General features: G+C 65.1%; 21 protein-coding genes. 12 read left to right on the top strand and 9 right to left on the bottom strand.

What is annotated here, in order from left to right:
• Positions 1 to 43: 43 nt before the first annotated feature.
• The gene (locus tag DOM67_RS07600; protein ID WP_110675028.1) at positions 44 to 448 is read right to left on the bottom strand and encodes a RidA family protein; all 405 of its coding nucleotides are present in this window, start codon (positions 446 to 448) and stop codon (positions 44 to 46) included.
• A gap of 183 nt (positions 449 to 631) precedes the next feature.
• Here DOM67_RS07600 and DOM67_RS07595 point away from each other — a divergent pair, with 183 nt between their 5' ends.
• Positions 632 to 1,552 (top strand): LysR family transcriptional regulator, encoded by a 921-nt coding sequence (locus DOM67_RS07595; protein WP_110675027.1) that lies wholly within the window; start codon positions 632 to 634, stop codon positions 1,550 to 1,552.
• 98 nt (positions 1,553 to 1,650) lie between these two features.
• On the opposite strand, the gene DOM67_RS07590 is transcribed toward DOM67_RS07595, so the two are convergent.
• Positions 1,651 to 2,535 (bottom strand): LysR family transcriptional regulator, encoded by an 885-nt coding sequence (locus DOM67_RS07590; protein WP_110675026.1) that lies wholly within the window; start codon positions 2,533 to 2,535, stop codon positions 1,651 to 1,653.
• Between the two features lie 120 nt (positions 2,536 to 2,655).
• Between DOM67_RS07590 and gstA the strand changes: the two genes are divergently transcribed.
• On the top strand, positions 2,656 to 3,279 hold the full coding sequence (gene gstA, locus DOM67_RS07585) for a glutathione transferase GstA (protein ID WP_110675025.1): 624 nt from the start codon (positions 2,656 to 2,658) through the stop codon (positions 3,277 to 3,279).
• Between the two features lie 75 nt (positions 3,280 to 3,354).
• Here the strand turns inward: gstA and DOM67_RS07580 are convergent, their stop codons facing one another.
• Positions 3,355 to 4,866, bottom strand: a complete 1,512-nt coding sequence (locus DOM67_RS07580; protein ID WP_110675024.1) for a DUF2252 family protein — start codon at positions 4,864 to 4,866, stop codon at positions 3,355 to 3,357.
• A 626-nt stretch (positions 4,867 to 5,492) separates the two neighbouring features.
• On the opposite strand from DOM67_RS07580, the gene DOM67_RS07575 reads away from it, so the two are divergent.
• Positions 5,493 to 6,731 carry a GGDEF domain-containing protein gene (locus DOM67_RS07575; RefSeq protein WP_110675023.1) on the top strand — a complete coding sequence of 413 codons (1,239 nt, stop codon included), beginning with the start codon at positions 5,493 to 5,495 and terminating at the stop codon, positions 6,729 to 6,731.
• A gap of 121 nt (positions 6,732 to 6,852) precedes the next feature.
• Positions 6,853 to 6,999, top strand: a complete 147-nt coding sequence (locus tag DOM67_RS07570; RefSeq protein WP_110675022.1) for a DUF2256 domain-containing protein — start codon at positions 6,853 to 6,855, stop codon at positions 6,997 to 6,999.
• A gap of 24 nt (positions 7,000 to 7,023) precedes the next feature.
• On the opposite strand, the gene DOM67_RS07565 is transcribed toward DOM67_RS07570, so the two are convergent.
• The gene (locus DOM67_RS07565) at positions 7,024 to 7,905 is read right to left on the bottom strand and encodes a DMT family transporter (protein WP_110675021.1); all 882 of its coding nucleotides are present in this window, start codon (positions 7,903 to 7,905) and stop codon (positions 7,024 to 7,026) included.
• A gap of 247 nt (positions 7,906 to 8,152) precedes the next feature.
• On the opposite strand from DOM67_RS07565, the gene DOM67_RS07560 reads away from it, so the two are divergent.
• Positions 8,153 to 9,073, top strand: a complete 921-nt coding sequence (locus DOM67_RS07560) for a LysR family transcriptional regulator (RefSeq protein ID WP_110675020.1) — start codon at positions 8,153 to 8,155, stop codon at positions 9,071 to 9,073.
• Here DOM67_RS07560 and DOM67_RS07555 read toward each other — a convergent pair.
• On the bottom strand, positions 9,050 to 9,565 hold the full coding sequence (locus DOM67_RS07555; RefSeq protein ID WP_232825170.1) for a helix-turn-helix domain-containing protein: 516 nt from the start codon (positions 9,563 to 9,565) through the stop codon (positions 9,050 to 9,052). The two genes, DOM67_RS07560 and DOM67_RS07555, sit on opposite strands and share 24 nt — an antisense overlap.
• Before the next feature lie 15 nt (positions 9,566 to 9,580).
• Between DOM67_RS07555 and DOM67_RS07550 the strand changes: the two genes are divergently transcribed.
• Positions 9,581 to 10,075 carry a DUF2938 family protein gene (locus tag DOM67_RS07550; protein ID WP_110675018.1) on the top strand — a complete coding sequence of 165 codons (495 nt, stop codon included), beginning with the start codon at positions 9,581 to 9,583 and terminating at the stop codon, positions 10,073 to 10,075.
• Between the two features lie 115 nt (positions 10,076 to 10,190).
• On the opposite strand, the gene DOM67_RS07545 is transcribed toward DOM67_RS07550, so the two are convergent.
• A complete protein-coding gene (locus DOM67_RS07545; RefSeq protein WP_110675017.1) occupies positions 10,191 to 11,153 on the bottom strand; it encodes an AraC family transcriptional regulator in 963 nt (320 codons plus the stop codon).
• 214 nt (positions 11,154 to 11,367) lie between these two features.
• Between DOM67_RS07545 and DOM67_RS07540 the strand changes: the two genes are divergently transcribed.
• Positions 11,368 to 12,747, top strand: coding sequence for an NAD-dependent succinate-semialdehyde dehydrogenase (locus DOM67_RS07540; protein ID WP_110675016.1), 1,380 nt, complete (start codon positions 11,368 to 11,370; stop codon positions 12,745 to 12,747).
• Positions 12,748 to 12,769: 22 nt separating this feature from the next.
• On the opposite strand, the gene DOM67_RS07535 is transcribed toward DOM67_RS07540, so the two are convergent.
• The gene (locus DOM67_RS07535; RefSeq protein ID WP_110675015.1) at positions 12,770 to 13,693 is read right to left on the bottom strand and encodes a LysR family transcriptional regulator; all 924 of its coding nucleotides are present in this window, start codon (positions 13,691 to 13,693) and stop codon (positions 12,770 to 12,772) included.
• A gap of 239 nt (positions 13,694 to 13,932) precedes the next feature.
• Between DOM67_RS07535 and DOM67_RS07530 the strand changes: the two genes are divergently transcribed.
• The 4 genes from DOM67_RS07530 to DOM67_RS07515 all read left to right on the top strand — a co-directional run bounded on the left by DOM67_RS07530 (position 13,933) and on the right by DOM67_RS07515 (position 19,649).
• Positions 13,933 to 14,574 (top strand): glutathione S-transferase, encoded by a 642-nt coding sequence (locus tag DOM67_RS07530; protein WP_110675014.1) that lies wholly within the window; start codon positions 13,933 to 13,935, stop codon positions 14,572 to 14,574.
• Positions 14,575 to 14,602: 28 nt separating this feature from the next.
• A complete protein-coding gene (locus tag DOM67_RS07525) occupies positions 14,603 to 16,276 on the top strand; it encodes a pyridoxamine 5'-phosphate oxidase family protein (RefSeq protein ID WP_110675013.1) in 1,674 nt (557 codons plus the stop codon).
• 165 nt (positions 16,277 to 16,441) lie between these two features.
• On the top strand, positions 16,442 to 17,638 hold the full coding sequence (gene lldD / locus DOM67_RS07520; protein ID WP_110675012.1) for an FMN-dependent L-lactate dehydrogenase LldD: 1,197 nt from the start codon (positions 16,442 to 16,444) through the stop codon (positions 17,636 to 17,638).
• 307 nt (positions 17,639 to 17,945) lie between these two features.
• A complete protein-coding gene (locus DOM67_RS07515; RefSeq protein WP_110675011.1) occupies positions 17,946 to 19,649 on the top strand; it encodes a mechanosensitive ion channel domain-containing protein in 1,704 nt (567 codons plus the stop codon).
• 153 nt (positions 19,650 to 19,802) lie between these two features.
• On the opposite strand, the gene DOM67_RS07510 is transcribed toward DOM67_RS07515, so the two are convergent.
• Both DOM67_RS07510 and DOM67_RS07505 read right to left on the bottom strand, forming a co-directional pair.
• Positions 19,803 to 21,248, bottom strand: a complete 1,446-nt coding sequence (locus DOM67_RS07510) for a sorbosone dehydrogenase family protein (RefSeq protein WP_110675010.1) — start codon at positions 21,246 to 21,248, stop codon at positions 19,803 to 19,805.
• Positions 21,248 to 21,706 carry a DUF2231 domain-containing protein gene (locus DOM67_RS07505; RefSeq protein WP_110675009.1) on the bottom strand — a complete coding sequence of 153 codons (459 nt, stop codon included), beginning with the start codon at positions 21,704 to 21,706 and terminating at the stop codon, positions 21,248 to 21,250. Before DOM67_RS07505 ends, DOM67_RS07510 begins: the two co-directional genes overlap by 1 nt.
• Positions 21,707 to 21,938: 232 nt before the next feature.
• Here DOM67_RS07505 and DOM67_RS07500 point away from each other — a divergent pair, with 232 nt between their 5' ends.
• Positions 21,939 to 22,847: a DMT family transporter gene (locus DOM67_RS07500; RefSeq protein ID WP_198651754.1), complete on the top strand. Its 909-nt coding sequence runs from the start codon at positions 21,939 to 21,941 to the stop codon at positions 22,845 to 22,847.
• Positions 22,848 to 22,855 lie beyond the last annotated feature (8 nt).

Raw genomic sequence — 22,855 nt, 5'->3', positions numbered from 1 at the left:
GCGGTCAAGCGGGCCGCCTTGCCGGCGCGCTGACCGCTCCGTTTCACTTGCCGGGTGATGCCGGTAACTTGGCGATGACCTTGATCTCGAAGTGGAAACCGTAGAGCCAGGTGACGCCGATGCCGGTCAGCGTCGGGTGGGGCGCTTCACCCCAGAACTCGGGCAGCACTTTCCACAGGGTGTCGAGGGTCGACTCGGGGTCGACGATGAAGAGGGTGACATCGACCACGTCGTCGAAGGTGCATCCCGCGGCCGTCAGGATCGCGTTCAGATTGACGAAGGCGAGCCTGGCTTGCGCCTCCAGCTCCGGCTCGGGGGAGCCATCTTCTCGGCTGCCCACCTGGCCCGACACGAACAGGAAGTCCTGGGATCTAACCGCCGGCGAATAGTGATTACGCTCATAGAGTGCCTGGCGCCCGGCGGGAAACACGACGTCACGTTGGTTCATGGGCTATCTCCGTCTCTCTTGGGGTGGGTCGTGGCGCCCACCGTGAATAGGGGTGACAATCTAGGCGTCGTGATGAAGCGGATAAACGGGCGGGTCTGGTCATCACTGTTCGTGGAGAGCGAACAATCACACGATGCCCATGACGTCGCTCCGGCGTTGTTCTGAGCTGCTGGCGGGAGAGTCATGGATCGTTTCGAGGCAATGCGGGTGTTTGCGCGAGTGGTGGAGACGGGGAGCTTCACTCGTGCCGCCGAGACCCTGCAGCTGAGCAGAACCAGCGTCACCCAGCTGGTGCAGCAATTGGAGGCGCGCTTGCGCGTTCGCTTGCTCAACCGCACCACGCGCAAGGTCAATGTGACCGCCGACGGTGCTGCCTTCTATGTGCGTGTCATCAGATTGCTGGCTGACCTGGACGATGCCGAGACGAGTCTTTCCGGCGCTGCGACCGAGCCACGGGGCCGCTTGCGAGTAGATGTGCCCAGCCCGCTGGCTCGGCTGATACTCATCCCGGCGCTAGGGGGCTTCCATGCCCGCTATCCGGAGATCCAACTGGACCTGGGTGTCAGCGACCGCATGGTGGATATCATCGACGAGCGGGTGGATTGCGTCGTGCGCGGTGGCGAGCTGACCGATCAATTGCTGATGGCGCGGCGTGTCGGTGACCTGCCGCTTGGCGTCTATGCCTCGCCCAGCTATCTGGCGCGCGCCGGGGTACCCGCGCATCCCCGCGAGTTGGACAATAGCCACCACCGCATCGTGGGGTTTCTGAACTCCCGCCTCGGCGAGCCTGTCGCGATGCAGCGCCATGGCGAGTGCCTCACCGTGCAAGGCCGCTACGTGCTGTCGACGGACGACGGCAACAGCTATCTGGCAGCGGGGATCGCCGGTCTCGGCATTCTGTGGCTGCCGGACTACATGGCCAAGGAACCTCTCGCCTCGGGTGAGCTGGTCGCGCTGTTCGAGGCGTGGCGGCTCGATCCGCTACCGCTATATCTGGCCTATCCGCCGAACCGGCATGTCAGCGCGAAGCTGCGGGTCTTCATCGACTGGATCGTCGAGCTCATGGCGCAGTACGCCCCGCTCATCCCGCCGGTGCGTGCCTGACCCGCTTGGCTCTCCAGCCGGCGCCAGCGCCGACGCGCCGCTGCCGGGTTCACCGGTGCACCGGGCCCATTGGGGTCAGCGAGCCGCAGAAACGCTGCTCAGGTCGGACTTTTCGCCTTTTCCACGTGTTGCCAGAACGTATGTAGCGCAGGAGCACTTTCCACGGTGGTCGCTGCGACCAATCCGAAACAGCGCTCCATCCTGGGCTGTAAAGGCTGTATGCGCAGGCCCTTCCTGTCTTCCGGCAGCACCGACTCAGGCACGATGGCGATACCCATATCTTCACGCACCAGGGCGCAAGCGCTGGCCCAGTCTCGTACGTTCACGCGGACATCCTCGAACGTCAGACCTCTGGCTTCGGCCAGACTCTGACCGTTGACGCGGCAACCACCGCTGGCATGGATGTATGGCTGTGTGACGAGTTCACTCAGCTCGACCCCCTGCACACTGGCGCGCCGGGCAAGCGGATGTGAATGGGGTAGCAAGGCGACCCAGGCATCGCGGCCGAGTATCAGAGGGCGACGATCCGGTGTGGGATTCAATACCACGCCAAGATCGATGGTACGGTCGGCCAACCAGGTTTCGACTTCCTCATCGCTGCCTTCCAGCAGCACGATCTCGACCCCCGGGTGGCGCTGGCGGAAGGTCGATAGCAGGGTGGGAAGCCAACGCGAGATGATCGAGGGGAAGCTGCCCAGCCGCAGTCGGCCGCTGCCGATACCCTGGCGCGTATCGGCCAGAGCGCGAATGGCTTTCAGACTCGTGAGCATGTCACGTGCGTGGTCGACCACCGACTCGCCAAAGGCAGTCAGGATGACCTCGCGGTGCAGGCGCGTGAACAGTGGCGACCCCAGCGTTTTCTCCACTTGGGCGATCGCCTGACTGGCGGCGGACTGAGTCATGCCGACGCGTGCGGCACCTTGCGACACCGTGCCGGTGTCCGCCACGGCAACGATCAAACGCCAATGGGACAGATTCATCATGGTAGTAGCTTAGCTAATAGCTACATGATCGGATATCAATTTTACGGCTTCCAGGGCAGGGCGCACCCTGGGTGGCTCGATGGCCATTGACGGCATGTCGCTACCTTGGGAGACCTTTCGATGAAGCTCTATTACGCCCCTGAAACCTGCTCGCTCTCGCCACATATCGTTCTGCGTGAGCTGGGCCTGTCATTCGACCTGGTTCTCGTCGATAACCGCAAGAAAACGACGGAAGACGGTCGTGATTTCATGGCCATCAACCCCAAAGGGTATGTCGCAGCGCTGGAACTCGACGACGGCACGATATTGACGGAAGGCCCGGCGATTCTGCTGTATCTCGCCGACCTTCATCCCCGGGCGGAACTCGCGCCAATCATGGGGAGTGGGGAGCGCTACCGGCTGCTGGAGTGGCTGGCGTTTCTCAACAGCGAAATTCATGCCGGTCTGGCACCTCTGTTCGATGCGTCACTGCCTGCGGCGGCCGGCGAGCGCTTCCGCGCCAAGATCCACAAGCGTTTTGACTACCTCGAGGGCGTGCTCGAAAGGCAGGATTATTTGATGGGGGAGCGCTTCGGCGTCGCGGATGCCTATCTCTATACGGTGATGAACTGGTGCCGGTTCTTTGCCATCGACCTCGCTCGCTGGCCGGCCCTGAGCCGTTACCGTGAGCGGATCGGCGCGAGACCTGCCGTTCGGGAGGCGCGCGATGCGGAGGACAACCGGTCGAAGCGAGGCCCAGCGTGAAGACGGCCCCGCCTCCATGATCCATTGTCTGACTCCTGAGCTGTCTTTCGACCGAAGCGGTGCCGATGCATCCGCTCACCGGTGCACCCAGTCGAGATGCTCGAAGGCGCCATGGGCGTGGTCCTCGCGGAACATCTCATGATCGCGGCGCAGACGGTCGGCGGCCTCGGCGGCGAACTCCACCATGTCACGGGTGAACAGCTCAGCGGGCGCCACGGCTTTCACGATCGCGGGTTCGATGTCGTAGTCGATCCGGCCGGAGTCGTCGGAGAGGGCGTGCACGCCGGCGAGCACCTGACCGCAGAGGCGGGCATAGGTCTTCCACTCGCTCTTGGAGAGGTCGTCGAGATCGATGTCGTCGCGGAAGGGGGCACGCTCGCGGGAGAGGTAGCTGTGGCCTTCGAACTCGACATGGCCGTAGAAGATGTCGCCGCGTACCAGGTGCACCGCCTGGGCATGGCTGACACGCTCGGCACGGCTGTCCAGGGTGTAGGCAGAGGGCGGCACCAGGCCGGAAAGGGCGGAGCGCCGGGCCTGCTTGAGTTCGACGATCAGGTCGTCCTTGCCCTCGCCGCCGGGGCCCTCGATCAGCACGTAGTAGCGGTTCAGACCCAGCGAGGCGGTGCCCTGACCGAGCCGGATCGCGACATCTTTCACGCGCACGCCGTGACCATTACGCGCGCGGGCTCGGGCCGGTATCTCGATGTCGTTGTCGGCGATCAGGCGATCCATGATCGTCTGGAACTCGTCGCGCCGGGAGGAGATCGGCACCAGCTTCTTGGTCGGACGGAAGCCGCGGCGGCTCTCGTCGAGATAGTCGTCGGCCAGCCACTCGTCGCGTGGCTCGTCGGCGTCCTCGAACAGCTGACGGATCAGCTTGGGTGCATTGTCGTGGCGCATCTCCTCATCCTGTTCGGTGCCCTCCCGCGCCAGCCGCTGCATCGCCTCGATATAGCCCTCGACGAAGTGGCGCACGACCTTGAGCCCCTGCTTGCGCTTGAGATCGCCCTCGGCCTCGGCGGCGATCAGAAAGCCCACCGCGCCGCGCTTGAGATCCCAGGTGAAGGGGGCGTAGTAGGCCTCGTCGAAGTCGTTGACCGAGAAGATAGGCACGTTATCGGCATTGGGCATGACGCCGAAGTTGCCCGGGTGGACGTCACCCAGGGCGAGCACTGTGGGCATCCAGGCGTCGTCACCGGCCATGTCGCGGTAGAACAGCAGGGCGGTTCCGCGGAAGAACGAGAAGAAGGAGTCGGCGAGCTGGTCGAACTTGGCACCGGCCTCTTCGGAGCCATCGGCGATACGGGTCTGATGATCCTCGCGCAGCGTCTGGCGCACATGGCGGCGCCGCTCGTGGCCACCGAGCGCACGCGGGCGCAGCACGAACTCACCCGCCGCGACCGCTTCCGCCAGGCGCTTGAAGGTGGCGTAGCGGGTGGCGACCTGGGGCGCCTCCGCGGCGGCGTCGCCGTGCTGAGCCAGCGCCTGCGCCAGTTCCGCCTTGCTCATTGTGGAGCGACCCTCGATACCGCGTTGCTGGGCCTCGGCGTAGAGGGCCTGGCGTGTGCGTTTCTCAGTCTTCGACATGGTTTCCTTCCTGTCTCGTCCACGCAGGAGCCCGGTGGGCATCGATTCATTCAGCATGGACGACTTGGGCGCGGGTTGCATGCTGAAGGGAGCTCGGTGTTGGCGCTTCCGCCGGCCTATCGGATCGATGGCGTCACCGCAAGCGCTTCACCAGGCGCCTGGCATGGATACAAGCGCGCGGGAGATTGCCTATCGGCGCGCCCGATGCTTGTCCTGAAGATATCCCGGTGGCGGTCCCTGTCTCACCTTCATGCGTCTGCGGGGGCTGAAGACGTCTGGATGGGCAGCATGGCGATGCAGTGAGGCTGACGACGACCGAGGCGTTGCGGGAGGAGAGAAGCCGCGTAGACACGACGCGGCGGCGAGGAGGGACTCAAGAAAGGCCGTCATCTGCCGATGAGATCGGTGGAAAAACTGAATTATCCTTCGAGCAAGACGCGGCCTGAACGGCGATTTTTCTGACTGCCTCCCGACAGGATATCTTCGTTAAGAGATCTTTGCTTATTTAGATTTTTTTTGTCAATTGTTTCTTGAATAAGAATTTGATTTATAAGAAGGAGCGCTGGGCCGTATAGGCGCTTCACCTGAAAAACGGGCGCGCGATCTTGAACAGGGGCTAGGGGCTTTTGTCATCACTACACGAGAAACGCAGCGTCCACTGGCTGACGGGCCAGTTCCGTAACGCTGATCAGGAGGCAGAGTATCGTCGATCGATCAGTTCGCAGGTGCGTCTGGAGACAGCGCTTGCCGTGGTCGTCGCGGCGCTGATCTACGGCATTTTCATGATTGCCGACTACCAGATCATGGGCCCGAACCGAAAGTTCTATCTGATGGTCATCACCCGGGCGGTGGTGGTCTGTCTCTGCATCACCCTGGCAGTCATCATCGTGAGCAGGCGCCGACATGTTTATGAAACATGGCTGCATGCCATGCCGTTATGGATACTGGCAACGGGCATTCTCCTGATCATTCCCATGCGTCCCGAGAGCATCAATGCACAGGTGACGGGAACGCTCGTGGCCACCCTTGCCTTCTATTTGATGATCCCCAATCTACTGACGATAGTGACTTCTGCGAGTCTCTATTTGGGCATCGGTTTTTTGGTGTTGGCGGTCCTGTTCGCGGGTGCCTCCCCTTGGATGGTGATACGTGTCGCACTGTTGTTGATCATGGCCAATGGCGTGGGCTTCTTTGCCTTGTTGCGTCTGGAGAAATTGCGGCGCGGCCAATTTTCCCTGCTCCTTGAAGAGCGTGATCGGAATCGCCAGCTACTCGATGAGATAGCGCACCGGGAGTTACTGGAAGAACAACTGCGCCGGGTCGTCGAGCGGGATGCCCTGACAGGGCTGGACAGTCGCAGTCATTTCATGAAACGTGCCGAGGTTCTGTGGCAGGGTTCACGACAGGGAAAGATGCCTTTTAGCCTGTTCATGATCGACGTGGATCACTTCAAGAGTATCAACGATACCTGGGGGCATAGTCAGGGGGATCTTGTCCTGATCAAGATCGCGGAAGTCTGTGCGCAGTCGATGCGGTCTACGGACGTGATCGGTCGTTTCGGAGGGGAAGAGTTCGTGGCAGCGCTGCCCGACAGCGGCTTGGACGATGCACTGATGGTGGCGGAGCGCTTGAGGACACGCGTCGCCGCACTGCCCTTCGAGGAGAGGATGCGCGAGCTGCAGGTGAGCGTCACCATCGGTATTGCGGTAGCGCATGGCGATGATGTCGATCTGCAGGCCCTGATCACGCGCGCGGATCGGGCGCTTTATGTCGGCAAGCGCGAAGGCAGGAATCGGGTAGTGGTCTGCGATGAACAGCGAGATGAAGGCAGTGGTGAGGAGAGTGAGGAACGAAGCCTGACCTGATGCTTTCGTCGCCGCCTTCTTGGCATCCTGATCGGCATGGCGGTCGAGGTTATGGATGACTTGCTATGCTCAGCATGGAGGACCTCGACGCATCTTGCCTGCCGCGAATGGAGCCGCCCCGATGGCGCATCGCAAACCCCACCTGCCGACCAAGACCTGCCCGGTGTGCCAGCGCCCCTTCACCTGGCGCAAGAAGTGGGCCCGCGACTGGGACAGCGTTGTCTACTGCTCCGAACGCTGCCGCCGGGCCGGGCGGCAGACGCCGTAGACCTGAGCGCAGGATGCACGTCTCTCAGCGAGTGGTTTTGCCGCGGCTCGCCAGGACCACGCCCAGCGCCGCGACTGCCATGCCGACCCAGCCCATGGCGGGCAGGGGTTCGTCGATCAGCAGCCACGCCATCAGCGCCGCCGTCGGCGGAATCAGATAGAACAGCGCGGAGACCTGTGAGGCCGCGCCGCGGCGGATCATCGCCAGCAGCAGCGTCAGCGCGATCAGCGAGTTGCCAATCACCAGATAGCCCAGCGAGGCTACCATCTCCACGGACCAGACCAGCCGATACTGGCCGAACAGCAGTACCAGCGGCAGCGTGGTGATCAGCCCGGTGGCGTACTGGATGGCATTGGCGGTGACCGGATGCAGGGTGCTGCCGAAGCGCTTCTCGTAGAGCGTGGCCGCGCTGATGCCGAGCAGGGCGCCCAGGGCACAGACCAGTCCGGCCAGCGAGCCACCGCCGTGCGCCTCGCCTGACAGGATCACCAGCGCGGCACCCGCCAGACCCAGCGCCAACCCCAGCCAGTGACGGGCATCGATGTGCTCGCCGAGCAGGCGGGGTGCCAGCAGCGCGACCAGGATCGGCTGCAGCGAGATGATCAGTGCCACCGTGGCCGCCGAGGCTCCCAGGGCGAAGCCGGTATAGCAGAGCCCGAAGTAGAGTGTCTGGATCAGGGCGCCCACCATGATCTGGTGGCCCCAATCGCTGCCCCGGGTCGGCAGCGGTGGGCGCAGCCACAGCGCCACCGGCAGGAGCACTATCAGCACCAGCGCAAAGCGCAGGGCCAGGAACAGCAGCGGATCGACCGCTTCGATGCCGATCTTGGCGACCGGAAATCCCAGCGACCAGAGCAGCAGGAACAACACGGGTGCGGCGCGTGTCCACGGCGCGCTGGGTGGCATGGCGTGCGGATTCGCCTCACTCGAGTGAGCGGTCTGTTGAGGGGATGGGGGCTGAGATGTGTGCTTGGATAGGTGAGGGGAGACGTTGCGCGACATGGGGTATCTCCTTGTCCAGAAGAACACGGGGCGGCCAGTCCCGTGGGACCACACCGGCACCGCTCGGTCAGGGCTTGCCCCAGTCTGTGGCACGGCGTGAAGATAAGTCTCGTTACTGGGATAGAAGTGAGATATCAGCCGGACTTATGTCATGAACCTGAATCAGATTCGCCTGCTGGTCGCCCTGGGCGAGACCGGTAGTTTGTCGCGGGCCGCTGAGCGACTGGGCATGACCCAGTCCGGTGCCAGCCAGGCGCTGACCGCACTGGAGACCGATCTCGGTGTGCGTCTGGCCACACGGCAGCGGCGCGGCATCGTGCTGACCCGGCTGGGTCAGCAGGTGCTCGAACAGGCGCATCAGGTGGTCGACGGGCTGACCTCGATACGTCATCTGGCCAACGCGGCGCGGGGCTGCGCCCATGGCCGCCTGCGCCTGGGCTGCTTGCCGTCGTTCTCGGCCACGCTGCTGCCGGGGCTGCTGAGGGTATTCGCCCAGCAGCATCCGGGGATTCGGGTCGTCGCGATGGAGGGCACCGACGATGAAGTGGCGGCGTGGCTAGCGGCGGGGCGGGTGGATATCGGCGTGATCTGTGACCCTTCGCCGCTGCGTGGCGGCGTGACCCTGTGCCACGATGAATGGCTCGCGGTGGTTCCTTCGCCTCATCGCTGGGTCCGTCAGGGCCTCTCTCAAGTCGCGCTGGCGGCGGTGGCCAAGGAGCCGTTCGTGCTCGCCACCGGCGGCTGCTCCAGCAATGCCCGCACGCTATTCGACTCGGCAGGGCTTGCGTTGCAGGATCTGCAGCTCGAGGTGCGCGACTGGAACAGCGCCCTGACGCTGGTCGGTGAGGGACTCGGAGTTGCCTTGGTACCGTCGCTGCATCTACCCCGGCAACGCCAGGGCTGGCGTGCGCTGGCGCTGGAGACTCCCTGCCCGCGTCGTCTCGGGCTGGAACTGTCCACCAGCGACACCCCGGCCCCCGGTGTGCAGGCCTTTATCGATACGGCCGTCGAGGTGTTCGCGACGTCGCGGGGCACGACCTGGAGCACTTCATCGACGGCGCATAGCGTTTGATTTCTGCGTGCCGGTAGCGGGATCTGCCATTCGCCCTTGTTTCCATCTGGCCGCCGCGGCGACCTTGATCAGCCGCTGAAACGTGGGGCACTGCGCATGGCTGGGGGCGGGGCATTCCGCGGCATGACGCAGCCCTTCACTCATGGCCCTCAGGCGCTTGATGGTTGCATCGATCTCATTCGCTTTGGCGATGAGCAGCTCTCTATCGACCTGGGGCGCACTGGAGGGAGATAGCATGGTGCCGATCTCATCCAGTGACAGGCCGCCTGCCTGCCCCAGCGCGATCAACCCCAGTTGGTCGAGAACACTCGGCGCAAACTGCCGCCGTTGACCGGCACTTCGGGTCGCCGAGATCAATCCTTTTTTCTCGTAAAACCGCAGTGTGGAGGCCGGCACGCCCGTGCGTCGGGCCACTTCCGAGATGTCCATGACGCCCCTTGACTTGAAGTTGACTTCAACTTTTATGCTGCCTGCGAATCGAGCTTTCAGCAACGGCAAGGAGTCGGCATGACAACGGTGGAAGTGGCAGTGCGGGTGGTGCTGGTGGGTATCGGGGCAACCTGGATCATGGATCTGTGGACGGCGTTTCTCAAAGCCTTGGGTGTACCCACGCTGAATTACGCGCTCGTCGGCCGCTTGATCGGCCACCTGCGCGGAGGCCAACTGGTCCACGCCAGTATTGGCAAGGCCGCGCCGATCCAGGGTGAGAGGCTATTGGGCTGGGCCGTTCACTACGCGGTAGGTATCGCGTTCGCCGCACTGCTGGTGATCTGTTGCGGTGCCGATTGGCTGCATGACCCCTCTTGGCGAGCCGCCTTGGGGGGTGGGGTAGCGACGCTCGTGTTTCCGCTGTTCGTGATGCAGCCCGCCATGGGGGCCGGCATCGCAGGGTCGCGCACGCCGACCCCGCTGAAAAGCGCGCTACGCAGTCTGGCGACCCATGTGATCTTCGGTGGCGGTCTCTATATATCCGCGCTCTTGCTCGCGCGGATCTGGGCTTGAGAACGCGAGATCACCTGTCCCAAAGCGGCACTTTGATGACCACGTTCGCTATGGGTGGGCTGCTGTCTGAAGACCGAGTGCCTGCAGGTGACGCGCTGGCCGCCGGGTCGAGACCTCAATGTGACGATACGAACTCGCTCGCCGCTTGGGCGGGGGGAATCGCGAACTCCGCCTTCATCCGCCTGACTTCCGCGGTCGGTGTGCGGCCGAACAGGCGCTTGAACTCGCGGCTGAATTGCGCAGGGCTTTCATAGCCGACTCGGGCGCTGGCCGCGGCGGCGGTCATGCCGTTTCTCACCATCAGCAGTCGGGCCTGATGCAGGCGCGTGGATTTCAGATACTGCATCGGCGTGGTGAGCGTCACCGCCTTGAAGTGTGCGTGGAAGGTCGCGATGCTCATGCCGGCGTGCCGCGCGAGCTGGCCAACGTCGAGATCCTCCTGATAAGCGGCGTGAATGCAGCGCAGCGCCCGCGCCACCTTGCCGAACTGGCCCTGCATCGCCAGCGCCGCCCGTATCGAGGGGCCCTGATCGCCCGTCAGGACGTGAAAATAGATCTCGCGCACCAGCGCCGGGCCGAGTACCGCGGCGTCGAGCGGTCGGCTCATGGCATCCAGGAAACGCAGCACCGACGCTTGCAGACGTTCGTCCATGGGCGTCGAGACCATGCCGCGTGGGGTGGCTGGGGGCAGATCGCCGATGGTCTCGATCTGCAGCATCACCGCGGCGGCGAGCTCGAAGTCCAGGTGCATGTAGATCGCCAGCAGCGGCGCTGCCGCACTGGCGTCGGTTTCCATGGTGAAGGGGACTGGCACGGAGACGGCCAGGTAGTGCTGGGCGTCGTAGCGATAGACCTGCCCACCGAAGAAGCCCCGCTTGCGGCCCTGGCAGACGATCACGATGCCGGGATCGTAGAGCACCGGCGTGGATGTGAGCGGGCGGTTCGAGCGCAGGAACCTCACGTCCGGCAGGGCGGTCAGGTTGTACCCTTCCTCAGGTGCGAGCTTTTCCAGCAGGGCGATGATCTCCTGCTGCTGGGCGTTCGGCTCGGTGCGATATCGCTGGTTTGCTGGGGGCATGATGGCAGCCTTTGTCGACGGACGGTCAGGATGCGCTGCTCGATGTGGCGGCCGCTAGAGTCTGGCATGTTTTGGTCGGATCGAGCGGGCTGGAAAGAGCTTTAGGCAATGATGTGAGAGCGGGAGCCATCGTTGGTCAGTGGAGGCATTTCTATCATGCAAGCCGTCCTGTGCATCGGGTTTTGCACACCACCGGCCTGTGAGGAGTACTCCTGTGATCGAAGTCCTGAATCCTGCCAATGGTCAGAAAGTCGGCGACGCACCGGCCATGTCCGTGAGTGAAGTGAACGCTGCGATCGATCGTACCTGTGCGGCCTTTCCCGCCTGGTCGCGCGAGCTGGCGAAGGCGCGCAGTGAACGGCTGCGCCGCTGGTTCGAGCGCATCCGCGACGACAAGGCGGCCTTTGCCGAACTCATCGTCAAGGAGAACGGCAAGTGCCTCTCCGAGGCGTACGCCGAGGTCGACTACGGTCTCGGTTTCATCGAGTGGTACGCTGAGGAGGCCAAGCGCGTCTACGGCGATACCATCCCCAGCCATGCCGCGGATTCGGCCATCACGGTCGTCAAGGAACCGGTCGGCCCGACGGCGGCCATCACGCCCTGGAACTTCCCGTTCATGATGATCACGCGCAAGATCGCTACCGCCCTGGCGGCGGGCTGCACGATGATCATCAAACCCGCCGAGGAGACGCCGCTGACTGCCTACAAACTGTTGGAAGCCGCGCGGGAAGTCGGTATTCCGGAGGGCGTGTTCGAGATGGTCACCGGGGACCCGAAAGCGATCGGCGCGCGTTTCACCAGTGATACCCGTATCCGCAAGCTCTCGTTCACCGGATCGACCGCGGTGGGGCGCCTGCTCGCCAGTGCCAGCGGGCAGACGTTGACCCGCATGACGCTGGAGCTGGGGGGCAATGCGCCCTTCATCGTCTTCGACGATGCCGATCTGCAGGCGGCGCTCGATGGCGCCGTCGGTGCCAAGCTGCGCAACTCAGGCCAGGTCTGTATCTCGCCCAATCGCTTCTATGTGCACGCCTCGATTCACGATGCCTTCGTCGAGCGACTCGCCGAGCGGGTGTCGCGCGTGGCGGTGGGCGATGGCATGCGTGACGATGCCGCTGTCGGGCCCATGATCAATCGGGCCGGCTTCGACAAGGTAGCGTCGCTGGTGGACGCCGCCCGTCGAGATGGCGCCCGCGTCGTGCTCGGTGGCAAGCCCCACGCATTGGGTGGGCTGTTCTATGAGCCGACCATCGTGACCGACCTCGATGACGATGCCGAGATGGCGCAGACCGAAATCTTCGGTCCGGTGTTCCCGATCTATCGTTTCGAGACGGAAGACGAGGTCATCGAACGTGCCAACGCCACCGAGTATGGTCTGGTGGCCTACGCCTACACCCGCGACCTGGGGCGCGGGTTCCGCCTGTCGCGAGCGCTGGAGGCGGGCATGGTCATTCTCAATAGCGGTTCGGTGGGAACGGCGTCGGTGCCGTTCGGCGGTATCAAGCAGTCCGGCTACGGGCGCGAGGGGAGCTACTACGGCATCGAGGAGTACGTCGACGTGAAGTATGTGTTGATGAGCGGTCTGGGCCGGTGACATGGCCTGCCCGCTAGCCGCTCTACTCGCCCCGCTCGGCGTCGCCTTCGCTCCGCAAGACCTCCAGCGCCCGTAGCCGTGGCATTGCGAAGTCGATGAAAGCCCGCACCTTGGCCGCCGCCCGGCGGCCCTCGACGTGGACCAGATGTACCGGCAGTGGGGCGGGCTCGTGCTCTTCCAGCACGGTCTGCAGGGCACCGGCGTCGAGATCCGGGCCCACCTGGTACGACAGCACGCGGCACAGCCCCCAGCCCCGCCGGGCGATATCGATGGCCGCCGCCACGCTGCTCACCGTGAGCCGCGATGCCACGCTGACACCGCGCGATGCATCCGCGCCGAGGTGCCACTCCCGCGCCGGCACTCCGGCCGCCAGCGTGACGAGGCGATGCCGGGCAAGCTCTCCCGGTGTGCGGGGAGGCCCCCAGCGGTCGAGATAGTCCGGTGAGCCGCAGATGACACGGCGTACCTGGCCGATGCGCACGGCCGTGAGCTCGGAGTCGGGCAGATGGCCGATGCGCACGGCGATATCGAAGCCCTCCTCGACCAGATTGACGATGCGATCGAGCATCATCAGTTCCGCTTCGACCTGGGGATAGTGATCGAGAAAATCCGTGAGCAGCGGCGTGACATGCAGGCGGCCGAACTCCTGCGGGCAGGTGATTCGCAGCCGGCCCACCGGGGTGTTGGCCGCGCCCGAGGCCGCGTCGTCGGCGGCCTGTAGCTGGGCGAGGATATCGCGTACCTCCCCGAGATAGGTTCGACCCGCTTCGGTCAGGCGCACACGGCGGGTCGAGCGGGTGAACAGACGGGCGCCCAGGTGGCTTTCCAGGGTGTTGATGGCTCGGGTCGCAGAGGGCGCGCTGAGCCCGCTGAGGCGTGCCCCCTGGGCGAAGCTTTCCGCCTCGGCGACGGCGACGAAAACCGTCAGTGCCTGTAGACGATCCATGGCGATGGAATGGCTCCCTGCGTCGATGGCGTTTCAGAATTCAGGGTGAGGTTTAAGAAATCACAGCAGTATTTCAGAAACCAAAACAGTTCCTTTCAGAATGGGCTCATTCTTCCAGCTAACGATAGCGAATAGAGTGGCCACTAGCACGAGCCCTGCGGCGATCGCGTCTGGTGAGTGGCCCTGGATCGCGGTTCGGCTCGTCTCATGATTCATGTCACTACTGAAGGAGCCCGATCATGTCGAATGCCAATGCCCTTACCGATGCTCCCGTAACGCTCTATCGCAACCCCAAGTCGGGCCACTGTCATCGTGTCGAACTGATGCTGGCGCTGCTGGAGGTGCCCTATACGACCATCGATCTGGATATGGCCAACGGTGCCCACCGCGAGCCCGCCTATCTGGCGATCAGCCCGCTGGGGCAGGTGCCGGCGATCGATGACAACGGCGTCACTCTGGCGGACTCCAACGCCATCCTCATCTATCTGGTCGAGCGCTATGGGGAGACTGCCCGCTGGACCGGCAGCGAACCGCTGGAGAAGGCCCAAGTGCAGCGCTGGCTCTCCATCGCCGCCGGCGAGATCGCCCACGGCCCTTGCGCGGCGAGGCTGGTCACGGTCTTCGATGCGCCCCTCGACCACGATGCCGCCAAGGCGCGTTCGCACACCCTGCTGGGGATGATGGAAGCTCATCTCGACGGCCGTGAGTGGCTGGCGAGCGATCATCCGACGCTGGCCGACATCGCCGGCTACAGCTATATCGCCCACGCCCCGGAGGGCGGTGTGAGCCTCGCCCCCTATCCGCAGGTGCGCGCCTGGCTGGCGCGAATCGAAGCGCTGCAGCACTTCGTCGCCATGGCGACATCGCCGCGACTGGCCTGAATAGTAGACGTGCGAACGGAGGTCGGTCATGACACGCGATACCACACCCTTCCATGCGGGAGAGTTAGAGGCGCAGCGCCGCGCCGGCGTAGCGCCATCCGGTCGCTTCATCCGCGATCATATGCCCGAGCAGCATCGCGAGTTCTTCGCCCAGTTGCCATTCATCGTCCTGGCCGCTGGCGACGCGCAGGGCCAGCCCTGGGTCACCCTGCTGGAAGGCGAGCCGGGGTTCACCGCCACGCCGGATGCGCGAACCCTGGCCATGGCGGCGACGTTGGCGCGTGAGGACCCGTTGGCCACGGCGCTGCAGGCCGGCGACGAGGTTGGCCTGCTGGGGATCGAGCTGGAGACTCGGCGCCGCAACCGGCTCAACGGGGTGGTTAGGTCGGCCCAGGCGGGGCTGGTCGTCGAGGTGAAGCAGAGCTTCGGCAACTGCCCACAGTACATCCGCGAGCGGGTGTGGCGGCGCGTCGAGCCCGTTCCCGAGCCCGGCGCCAGCGTGTCCGAGCGGCTCGATGCCGGGCAGCGCGCGCGAATCGCCGTGGCGGATACCTTCTTTATCGGCTCCGTTTCCGGCTCCGTCGCCGATCCCGATTCGGCCCATGATTCAGGCGGGGAGACCAGCACGAACCGCGGTTACGACGCCTCCCATCGCGGCGGAGAGCCGGGGTTCGTCCAGGTCACCGGGGCGGGCACGCTTCGATTCCCGGACTACCCTGGCAACAACTTCTTCAACACCCTCGGCAACCTGCTCCAGGACCCCCGCGTGGGGCTGCTGTTCGTCGATTTCGAGAGCGGCGGCATGCTGCAGATCACCGGACGTACCCGCCTCGAGTGGGAGCCGCGGCCGGACGAGGATCCGAACGCCCGGCGCTGGATCGAGGTCAGCATCGAGCGGGTGGTGGATCGCCCTGCGGTGCTGGCGCTGCGGTGGCAGCGAGAGACGCCGGCGCTGCGGCTCGCGGTGGTCGAGAAGCGCCGCGAGAGCGATCGGATCACGTCCTTCCTGCTGGTCAGTGCCGATGGTAGCGCGCTGCCGCCTTTCCGGGCCGGGCAGCATCTGCCGATCGAACTTGCGGTATCGGGGCAGTCGGGGCGGGTCCGGCGTAGCTATTCGCTCTCGGGATCGCCCGCCGACGCCACCTACCGCATCAGCGTCAAGCGTGAGACGCACGGGATCGCGTCGCGCTTTCTGCATGACCGGGTCGCGGTCGGCGATCGCCTTGCTGCCCACGCCCCTGCCGGCGACTTCGTGCTGCCCGCCGGGCAAGGTCCGCTGGTGCTGATCAGCGCCGGGGTGGGCATCACACCGATGCTGGCGATGCTGCATGCGGCGGTGGCCGATGCGGAGCGCGGCAGCGTGCGCCCGATCTGGTTCGTTCATGCCACCCGCAACGGCCCGGCCCATGCCTTCAGGGCGGAGGTCGAAGCCGCGATCCAGGCCGGCTCACGTGCTGCCGGTCGCCAGATCGAGCGCCGCATCTTCTACAGCGCGCCGCAGGCCAGTGATATCCGCGGCAGGGACTACGACACTGAAGGCCGCCTCACTGCCGCGGAACTGCTGGCGCTGGGTGCTGGAGACGAAGCCCATTATCTGCTCTGTGGGCCCGCCGGGTTTCTCGCCGCCATCAGCGCCGGGCTGGAGTCGCGTGGTGTTGCGGCGAATCAGATCGACTTCGAGACCTTCGGTCCGGCAGGATGAGAGGATAGACGTGCCAGGGCGCGGGATCTGCGACTAAAGTCCTGATTCCCGAGACCGCTTTTCTGCGAGGGGACTTGGTACGCTAGCCGCAGCTTCTCTCTTCCCTCGCCGTGTGCGGCGAGTTTTTCTTTCCACGGCTTCCGTACCGAGCGTTAAGGCGAATCCATGATCATCTCAGGCCCTACCGATTACCGCCGAGCTGCCAAGCGGCGTATTCCTCGCTTTCTGTTCGATTATCTCGATGGCGGGGCGGTGACCGAAAGCACGTTGCGGGGCAACGTCGAGGCCCTGCAGGCCATTCCGCTGCGCCAGCGGGTGCTCCAGGGGGGCGGTGATCCGCTGCTGGAGACCGAGGTGCTCGGCAGCCGCTGGAAGCTGCCGGTGGCGCTGGCGCCGGTCGGGGCGACCGGCATGTATGCGCGCCGCGGCGAGGTGCAGGCCGCCAGGGCCGCCGACAAGGCCGGCATTCCCTACACGCTGTCGACGGTGTCGGTCTGCTCCATCGAGGAGGTGGCGGCGGGCGCCAACGGGGAACTGTGGTCTCAGCTCTATGTGCTGAAGGATCGCGGCTTCATGCAGAACGCGTTGGATCGCGCCTGGGCCGCGGGTATGAAGACGCTGGTCTTCACCGTCGACATGCCGCTGCCGGGCTCGCGTTACCGCGATCGCCACTCCGGCATGTCCGGCCCCCACGCCAAGCTGCGCCAGACCGTTCAGGCGCTGACCCACCCCTGGTGGGCGTTCGACGTCGCGCTCAAGGGCAAGCCTTTATCGTTCGGCAATATCGAAGCCTATACCGGCCGCCAGATGAGCATGGACGACTACATGGGGTTTCTGGCCAAGAACTTCGATCCCTCCATCAGCTGGAGCGAGCTGGAGTGGATCCGCGAAAGCTGGAAGGGCAATCTGATCATCAAGGGGTTGCTGGACAAGGAAGATGCCCGGGATGCGGTGCGCATGGGGGCCGACGGCATCATCGTCTCCAATCATGGCGGACGGCAGCTCGACGGCGCGATCCCCACCGCACAGGCGTTGCCGCACATCGCCGATGCTGTCGGTGACGAGCTGACGGTGCTGGCGGACTCCGGCGTTCGCTCCGGGCTGGATGTGGTCAGGATGCTGGCGCTGGGGGCGAAGGGCGTGCTGCTCGGCCGGGCCTATGCCTATGCGCTGGCGGCGGATGGCGAGCGAGGCGTCTCGCATCTGCTGGAACTGATCGCCGCGGACCTGCGTGTGACCATGACGCTGATCGGTGCCCACTCGCCTGCCGATATCAATGCCAGCCATCTGGAATCGGTCGCGAAGTCGTTGGCGCGGGAGCAGGGCCCGGCGGTGGCGCCGCCGGAAGCCGCCAAGTTCTGAACCCGGCAAGTCGCCCTGGGGGCATGACAGGTCTTCACGAGAAGTCGTCCCGACAGGTCGTCATATCAGGTCGTCATATCAGTTAGCCACACCCGGTCATCACGTCGGAGAGTCACGACACCGCCTCGCGGGAGAGAATCCGCGGGGCGGTGTGCCTGTCAGGCAGTGCCTGGCGCTGCCAGTGCTCGCCCAGCGATGGGGTCGATCCTCGAGGCGCTCCCGGGCGCGGGCTTGACCCACGTGATGGACGCGCCCCATGCAAGGCAGGATGATCCTGCGAACGATTCAGGAAAGCGGTGACTCAGGGATGACACGATCAAGCGCATGGCAGCGGTGGTTGTTGGCGGCAGCGATATGTCTGGTCTCCGGCCTGTGCCTGGCACAGACCCAGGAAGCCGACGGCGTCCAGGAGTGGTACGCCATCGATTCGCTCAATAGTGGCCTGGGGAAGGCACCGGACGCGGTCAAGCTCAGAACCCCGCGGGAGGCGATGCGCACCTTCCGCGATCTGGCGGCACACAATGAGTTCGCAGCAGCGGCCCATATCCTCAACCTTGCCGATCTCTCTCCGGCGGCGCAGCGCAAGCAGGGTGCCGAGCTGGCGCGACAGCTCGCCGCCATCTTCCAGCGTGGCAAGTCGATCCGTCTTTCCGGCCTCTCCGGACGTCAGGACGCTGCCATCGAGGACCCCACGGGCAAGAGCCCCCACGCCGGCGAGCCACGTCGAGATATCGAGCTAGCCACGCTCGAGGCCGATGGCGACACCTACGACATCCGGCTGGGGCGCTATCGGCTGGCCAACGAGGAGCCGGTCTGGCTGATCACGCCGGAGAGCGTGGCGGCGATCCCCGCGCTCTATCGCGAGTATGGCCCGGCGGCGTTCGAGCGCCACATTCCCGAGAGTCTCAAGAGCGCCTTCGGGCCGCTCAGGATCTGGGAGTGGATCGCGATCCCGCTGGTGCTGCTGGCGGTCGCGCTGATCGGCAAGGGTGTCTATCGCTTGATCGAGGTGATGACGCGCTGGCTGCCCTCCGGTTCGCCGAGCATCTTCGCCAAGCAGATTCGCGGCCCGGTGGCGCTCATCGTGATGTCGCTGCTGACCCAGGCGCTGCTCGATTACGTCGTCTCCTTCTCGGCGGTGGCGACGATCACCCTGCGGGTGGTGCTGATCGCCATCCTGGCCTGGGGGATCGGGGCCGTCGGGTTGCGGCTCGTCGATACCATGATGCTGAAGATGACGCGTCGCCTCGCGGGCCAGATCGATGACTCCAAGCCCCAGGACGATCGCAAGCTGCTCACCACGCTCTATGCGGTTCGACGCATCATCATTCTCATTCTGGTGACGGCGGTGACGATCTATGTGCTGGGGCAGGTTCGGCTCTTCGAAACCCTGGGGTTGTCGATTCTGGCCTCGGCGAGCGTGCTGGCGGTGCTGGTGGGGGTGGCGGGGCAGGCGGTGCTCGGCAATATCCTGTCATCGTTTCAGCTGTCGCTGGCCAAGCCGATACGGGTCGGCGATCTGGTGATGTTCGAGGGGCAGTGGGCCTATGTCGAGGGGATCTTCTATACGCATATCAGGCTGCGGCTATGGAACGAGCGGCGCCTGATCGTGCCGGTGACCTATTTCGCCTCGAAGGCGTTCGAGAACCTCTCCTCCAAGAGTACCAAGGAGTACCGCAGCATTGTGCTGACGCTGCACCTGAGCGCCGATATCGCGATCCTGCGTGAAAAATTCCTCGAGTTCGCCGAGGCCGAGGAGAACGTGATCGAGCATCACAAGCTGCTCTGCTGCGTGACCGACCAGGCCGGGCCGGCGCAGACCGTGACCTGCTACCTCATGACGGTCGATCCGCTCTCCGGGTGGAACGCAGAGGTGAGCGTCCGGGAAAAACTGCTGGCGTTCATTCGCGACGAGCACCCCGAGTGGTGGCCCAGGGATGTGGTCGTGATCAGCCATCGCGACATCGCCCGAGGGCACGCCTCGGGCGAGGCCGACGAGATCGCTCAATGACCCGCCCGGGCTTGGCGGCGAACGGCCATCGTTCGGGCCCGGCCTGATCGGCAAGCTTTGTCATCACCCACCCACTGCCCATAGCCGGCACCGAACACAAAGACGCCCCGATGGCTCGTGCCACCGGGGCGTTCGTGGGCTGTCGACGGGGTGTCAGGCGTTATTGGTGTCGCTTCCGCTACCGGCCGGTTCGGTCTCTGGGGTAGGTGCCTTTTCCGTTTCACCGGCGGTGTCGTCGCTAGTCCTGTCGCTGCTACCGGCACCCATATCGCTGGGGGCCTCGGCGGCGGCAGAGGCGTCGCGGGTCACCCGCCAGACCGCGTTGGTGAGGTCGTCGGCGATGATCACCGCACCGTCGGGTGCCACGCTGACCCCCACCGGACGGCCGCGGGTGGTGTCGTCGCTGGCCAGGAAGCCGGAGACGAAATCGACCGGGTCACCGGCGGGCTTCCCATTCTCGAACGGAATGAACACGACCTTGTAGCCGACCGGATCGGCGCGGTTCCAGCTGCCGTGCTCGCTGACGAAGACCCCGTCGCTGAACTCGCCGCCGACCGCGGGGTTGGAGAAGGCGACGCCGAGTGGCGCGCGGTGGGAGCCGAGGCTGTAGTCGGGGGCGATGGCGGATGCGACCTTGGCCGGGTCCTGCGGGCGAACCCGCGGGTCGACGTGCTGGCCCCAGTAGCTGTAGGGCCAGCCGTAGAAGCCGCCTTCCTGCACGCTGGTGAGGTAGTCCGGCACCAGGTCGGGGCCCAGCTCGTCACGTTCGTTGACCACCGTCCATAGCGTATCGGTACCCGGCTGGAAGGTCAGCGCGGTGGGATTGCGCAGACCGCTGGCATAGGTGCGATGGGCGCCGCTTGCGGTATCGATCTGCCAGATCTCGGCGCGGTCGACCTCCGCCGCCATGCCGCGCTCGGTGATGTTGCTGTTGGAACCGATCCCCACGTAGAGGTACTGGCCATCGGGGCTCGCGGTCAGCGCCTTGGTCCAGTGGTGGTTGATCTGTGCCGGTAGCGGGGTCAGCGTCTCGGGGGCGCCGCGGGCGGCGGTCTGGCCCGGCTGATAGTCGAAGCGCACCAGCGCATCCTGATTGGCGACGTAGAGGTCGTTGCCCACCAGCGCCAGGCCGTAGGGCGCGTTGAGGCCGTCGGCGAACACCGTCTGCTGCTCGTAGCTGCCATCGCCATCGGCGTCCCGCAGCAGGGTGAGACGATCACCGCTCTTGACCGCGGTGGTGCCCTGGGACTGGATCAGCCCGGCAATGAAGTCCTTGGGCCGGACCTTGGGCGCGTTGCCGCCGCCCTTGCCCTCGGCGACCAGAATATCGCCGTTGGGCAGCACCAGGGTCTGCCGCGGCACCTGGAGATCGGTGGCGATGGCGGTGATGGTGTAGCCCTCCGGGACCTCGGGCTTGCGCTCGTCCCAGGGCGTCTGCTCGGGTACACCCATGTTGGGGAGCAGGCCCCGCTGCGGTTCGGGCAATTGAGGGTCTGCGCCATACTGGGCCTCGGCGGCGAGGGCGCCGGTGGCGACCAGCAGTAGCGGCAGCAGGGTCAGGCGGGCAAGCGGGGCGGTGTGGTGCTGGCGAGTGGTCATCAGCTGCGGCCTCCCGCCATCTCTTGCGCAATGGCGCGGTTGCGCGAGAGCCCGATCAGGGCCGCCACCAGGGAGAGCAGCGCGATCACGATCGAGAGCACGAAGCCGGTGGGCATCATCGCCCAGGCGTCGCGGGCATGCACCAGCGCATTGACGAAGCCGAGCACGAAGGTGACCAGCAGCAGCAGGCACTCCAGTGCGGCGCGTCCGCGCTGGCCGCTGGCCATCACGATACCGCCCAGGGCGAACAGCCAGGCGAGGCCGTTGAACACCAGGCCGCCGGCGATCGACCAGGAGGCGAAGGTCGACCACTGGATGTGATAGCTGGTGGCGTAGGCGTAATCGCTGAGGGCAGCGGTCAGATAGAGCGGGAAGGTGCCCGCCAGCAGCAGTCCGTGCAGCGGATTGACTCCGCGACGGACCACGCGGATGCGGGGCGATTCGGCAGTGGTGCTCATGGCAAGGTCCTTTTGCGACGGCCAGCGAGGCGCTCGGGGATAAGAATTAGCGCGTTCGAATGGAGTGTAGCCAACATCCTCGACTTGTCGCCTCGCCATGCGCGCCGCCGGCGATCTCTTGCACCGAAGCCGCATGTCCTCGAGGCGCCGGCGCTGCTATCGTGCTCCGGCGTCGGCGGCTGGCCGTCAACGCGATGCCTCGATCCTCTCTCTATTCATCGACAGGTGCTGTGTGCCTCTCATCGCTCCCCTCTATCTCGCGGTCGTCGTGCTGCTCTTCTCCGGCAATCTGGTGGTCGGCAAGTTCGCCACCGCGAGCCTGCCGCCGCTGACGCTGGCGTGGTCGCGCATGCTGGTGGTGTTCCTGGCGGTGACGCTCATCTTCGGCACCGCCGCCTGGCGTCAGCGCCAGGTGCTGGGGCGCGAGATCAAGGCGCTGGCGATCATGTCGATCAACGGCATGGCAATGTTCTCCGCGCTGCTCTATTCGGCGCTGCGGGTCAGCGATGCGACCACGGTGGCGGTGCTGGAGAGCCTTACCCCGGCGGCCACCGCCATGCTGATGGCGCTTTTCTTCCGCGAGCGGCTGGGTCGGATACGCTGGTTGGGTATCCTGCTCTCCGCCGGTGGCGCGGCCTGGGTGGTCTCGGATGGTGCTCTGGTGCGTACGTTGGCGCGGCTGCAGACCGGGGATGCGCTGGTGGCGGCGGCGGTGCTGGCCTGGGTGGTCTATTCGGTGGCGGCGCGCCACTGGCTGGGCAGGGTGCCGTTCTACGCCTCGCTGGTGCCGATGACCGGCATCGCGGTGCTGTTCCTCACGCCGCTGATGGTGGTGGAGAATGTGTTCTTCGCCGACGCCTGGCAGCTCGACGGTCACGCCCTCGCCGCGATTCTCTACCTGGGGATCGGCCCCTCGCTGATCGCATTAATCTGTTACAACCGGGCGCTGCTGCTGGTCGGCCCCAGCCACACCGCGACCTCGCTCAACCTGCTGCCGGTGGTGACCATGGGGCTCGGCTATCTGATGCTCGGCGCGCCGATCACCCTCAATCAGGTGATCGGCGCGCTGGTGGTGATCGTCGGCGTCTCGCTGGTGACACTCAATCTGCGCCGTCGGCGCCTGCCGCCGCTGGAGGGCTAAGCGGGGGG

The sequence above is a fragment of the Salinicola sp. RZ23 genome, assembly GCF_003206675.1.
Taxonomy (GTDB): domain Bacteria; phylum Pseudomonadota; class Gammaproteobacteria; order Pseudomonadales; family Halomonadaceae; genus Salinicola; species Salinicola endophyticus.
Note: the sequence above shows the minus strand (reverse complement) of the source record. Positions and strands in the feature narration are given on the sequence as shown.

Coding starts and splice junctions, on each gene's coding strand:
- DOM67_RS07550 (WP_110675018.1), top strand. CDS start 9,581: ATGACAACGGTGGAAGTGGCAGTGCGGGTGGTGCTGGTGGGTATCGGG.
- DOM67_RS07510 (WP_110675010.1), bottom strand. CDS start 21,248: ATGACCACTCGCCAGCACCACACCGCCCCGCTTGCCCGCCTGACCCTG.
- DOM67_RS07590 (WP_110675026.1), bottom strand. CDS start 2,535: ATGATGAATCTGTCCCATTGGCGTTTGATCGTTGCCGTGGCGGACACC.
- lldD (WP_110675012.1), top strand. CDS start 16,442: ATGATCATCTCAGGCCCTACCGATTACCGCCGAGCTGCCAAGCGGCGT.
- DOM67_RS07600 (WP_110675028.1), bottom strand. CDS start 448: ATGAACCAACGTGACGTCGTGTTTCCCGCCGGGCGCCAGGCACTCTAT.
- gstA (WP_110675025.1), top strand. CDS start 2,656: ATGAAGCTCTATTACGCCCCTGAAACCTGCTCGCTCTCGCCACATATC.
- DOM67_RS07535 (WP_110675015.1), bottom strand. CDS start 13,693: ATGGATCGTCTACAGGCACTGACGGTTTTCGTCGCCGTCGCCGAGGCG.
- DOM67_RS07565 (WP_110675021.1), bottom strand. CDS start 7,905: ATGCCACCCAGCGCGCCGTGGACACGCGCCGCACCCGTGTTGTTCCTG.
- DOM67_RS07595 (WP_110675027.1), top strand. CDS start 632: ATGGATCGTTTCGAGGCAATGCGGGTGTTTGCGCGAGTGGTGGAGACG.
- DOM67_RS07570 (WP_110675022.1), top strand. CDS start 6,853: ATGGCGCATCGCAAACCCCACCTGCCGACCAAGACCTGCCCGGTGTGC.
- DOM67_RS07505 (WP_110675009.1), bottom strand. CDS start 21,706: ATGAGCACCACTGCCGAATCGCCCCGCATCCGCGTGGTCCGTCGCGGA.
- DOM67_RS07515 (WP_110675011.1), top strand. CDS start 17,946: ATGACACGATCAAGCGCATGGCAGCGGTGGTTGTTGGCGGCAGCGATA.
- DOM67_RS07580 (WP_110675024.1), bottom strand. CDS start 4,866: ATGTCGAAGACTGAGAAACGCACACGCCAGGCCCTCTACGCCGAGGCC.
- DOM67_RS07525 (WP_110675013.1), top strand. CDS start 14,603: ATGACACGCGATACCACACCCTTCCATGCGGGAGAGTTAGAGGCGCAG.
- DOM67_RS07545 (WP_110675017.1), bottom strand. CDS start 11,153: ATGCCCCCAGCAAACCAGCGATATCGCACCGAGCCGAACGCCCAGCAG.
- DOM67_RS07530 (WP_110675014.1), top strand. CDS start 13,933: ATGTCGAATGCCAATGCCCTTACCGATGCTCCCGTAACGCTCTATCGC.
- DOM67_RS07560 (WP_110675020.1), top strand. CDS start 8,153: ATGAACCTGAATCAGATTCGCCTGCTGGTCGCCCTGGGCGAGACCGGT.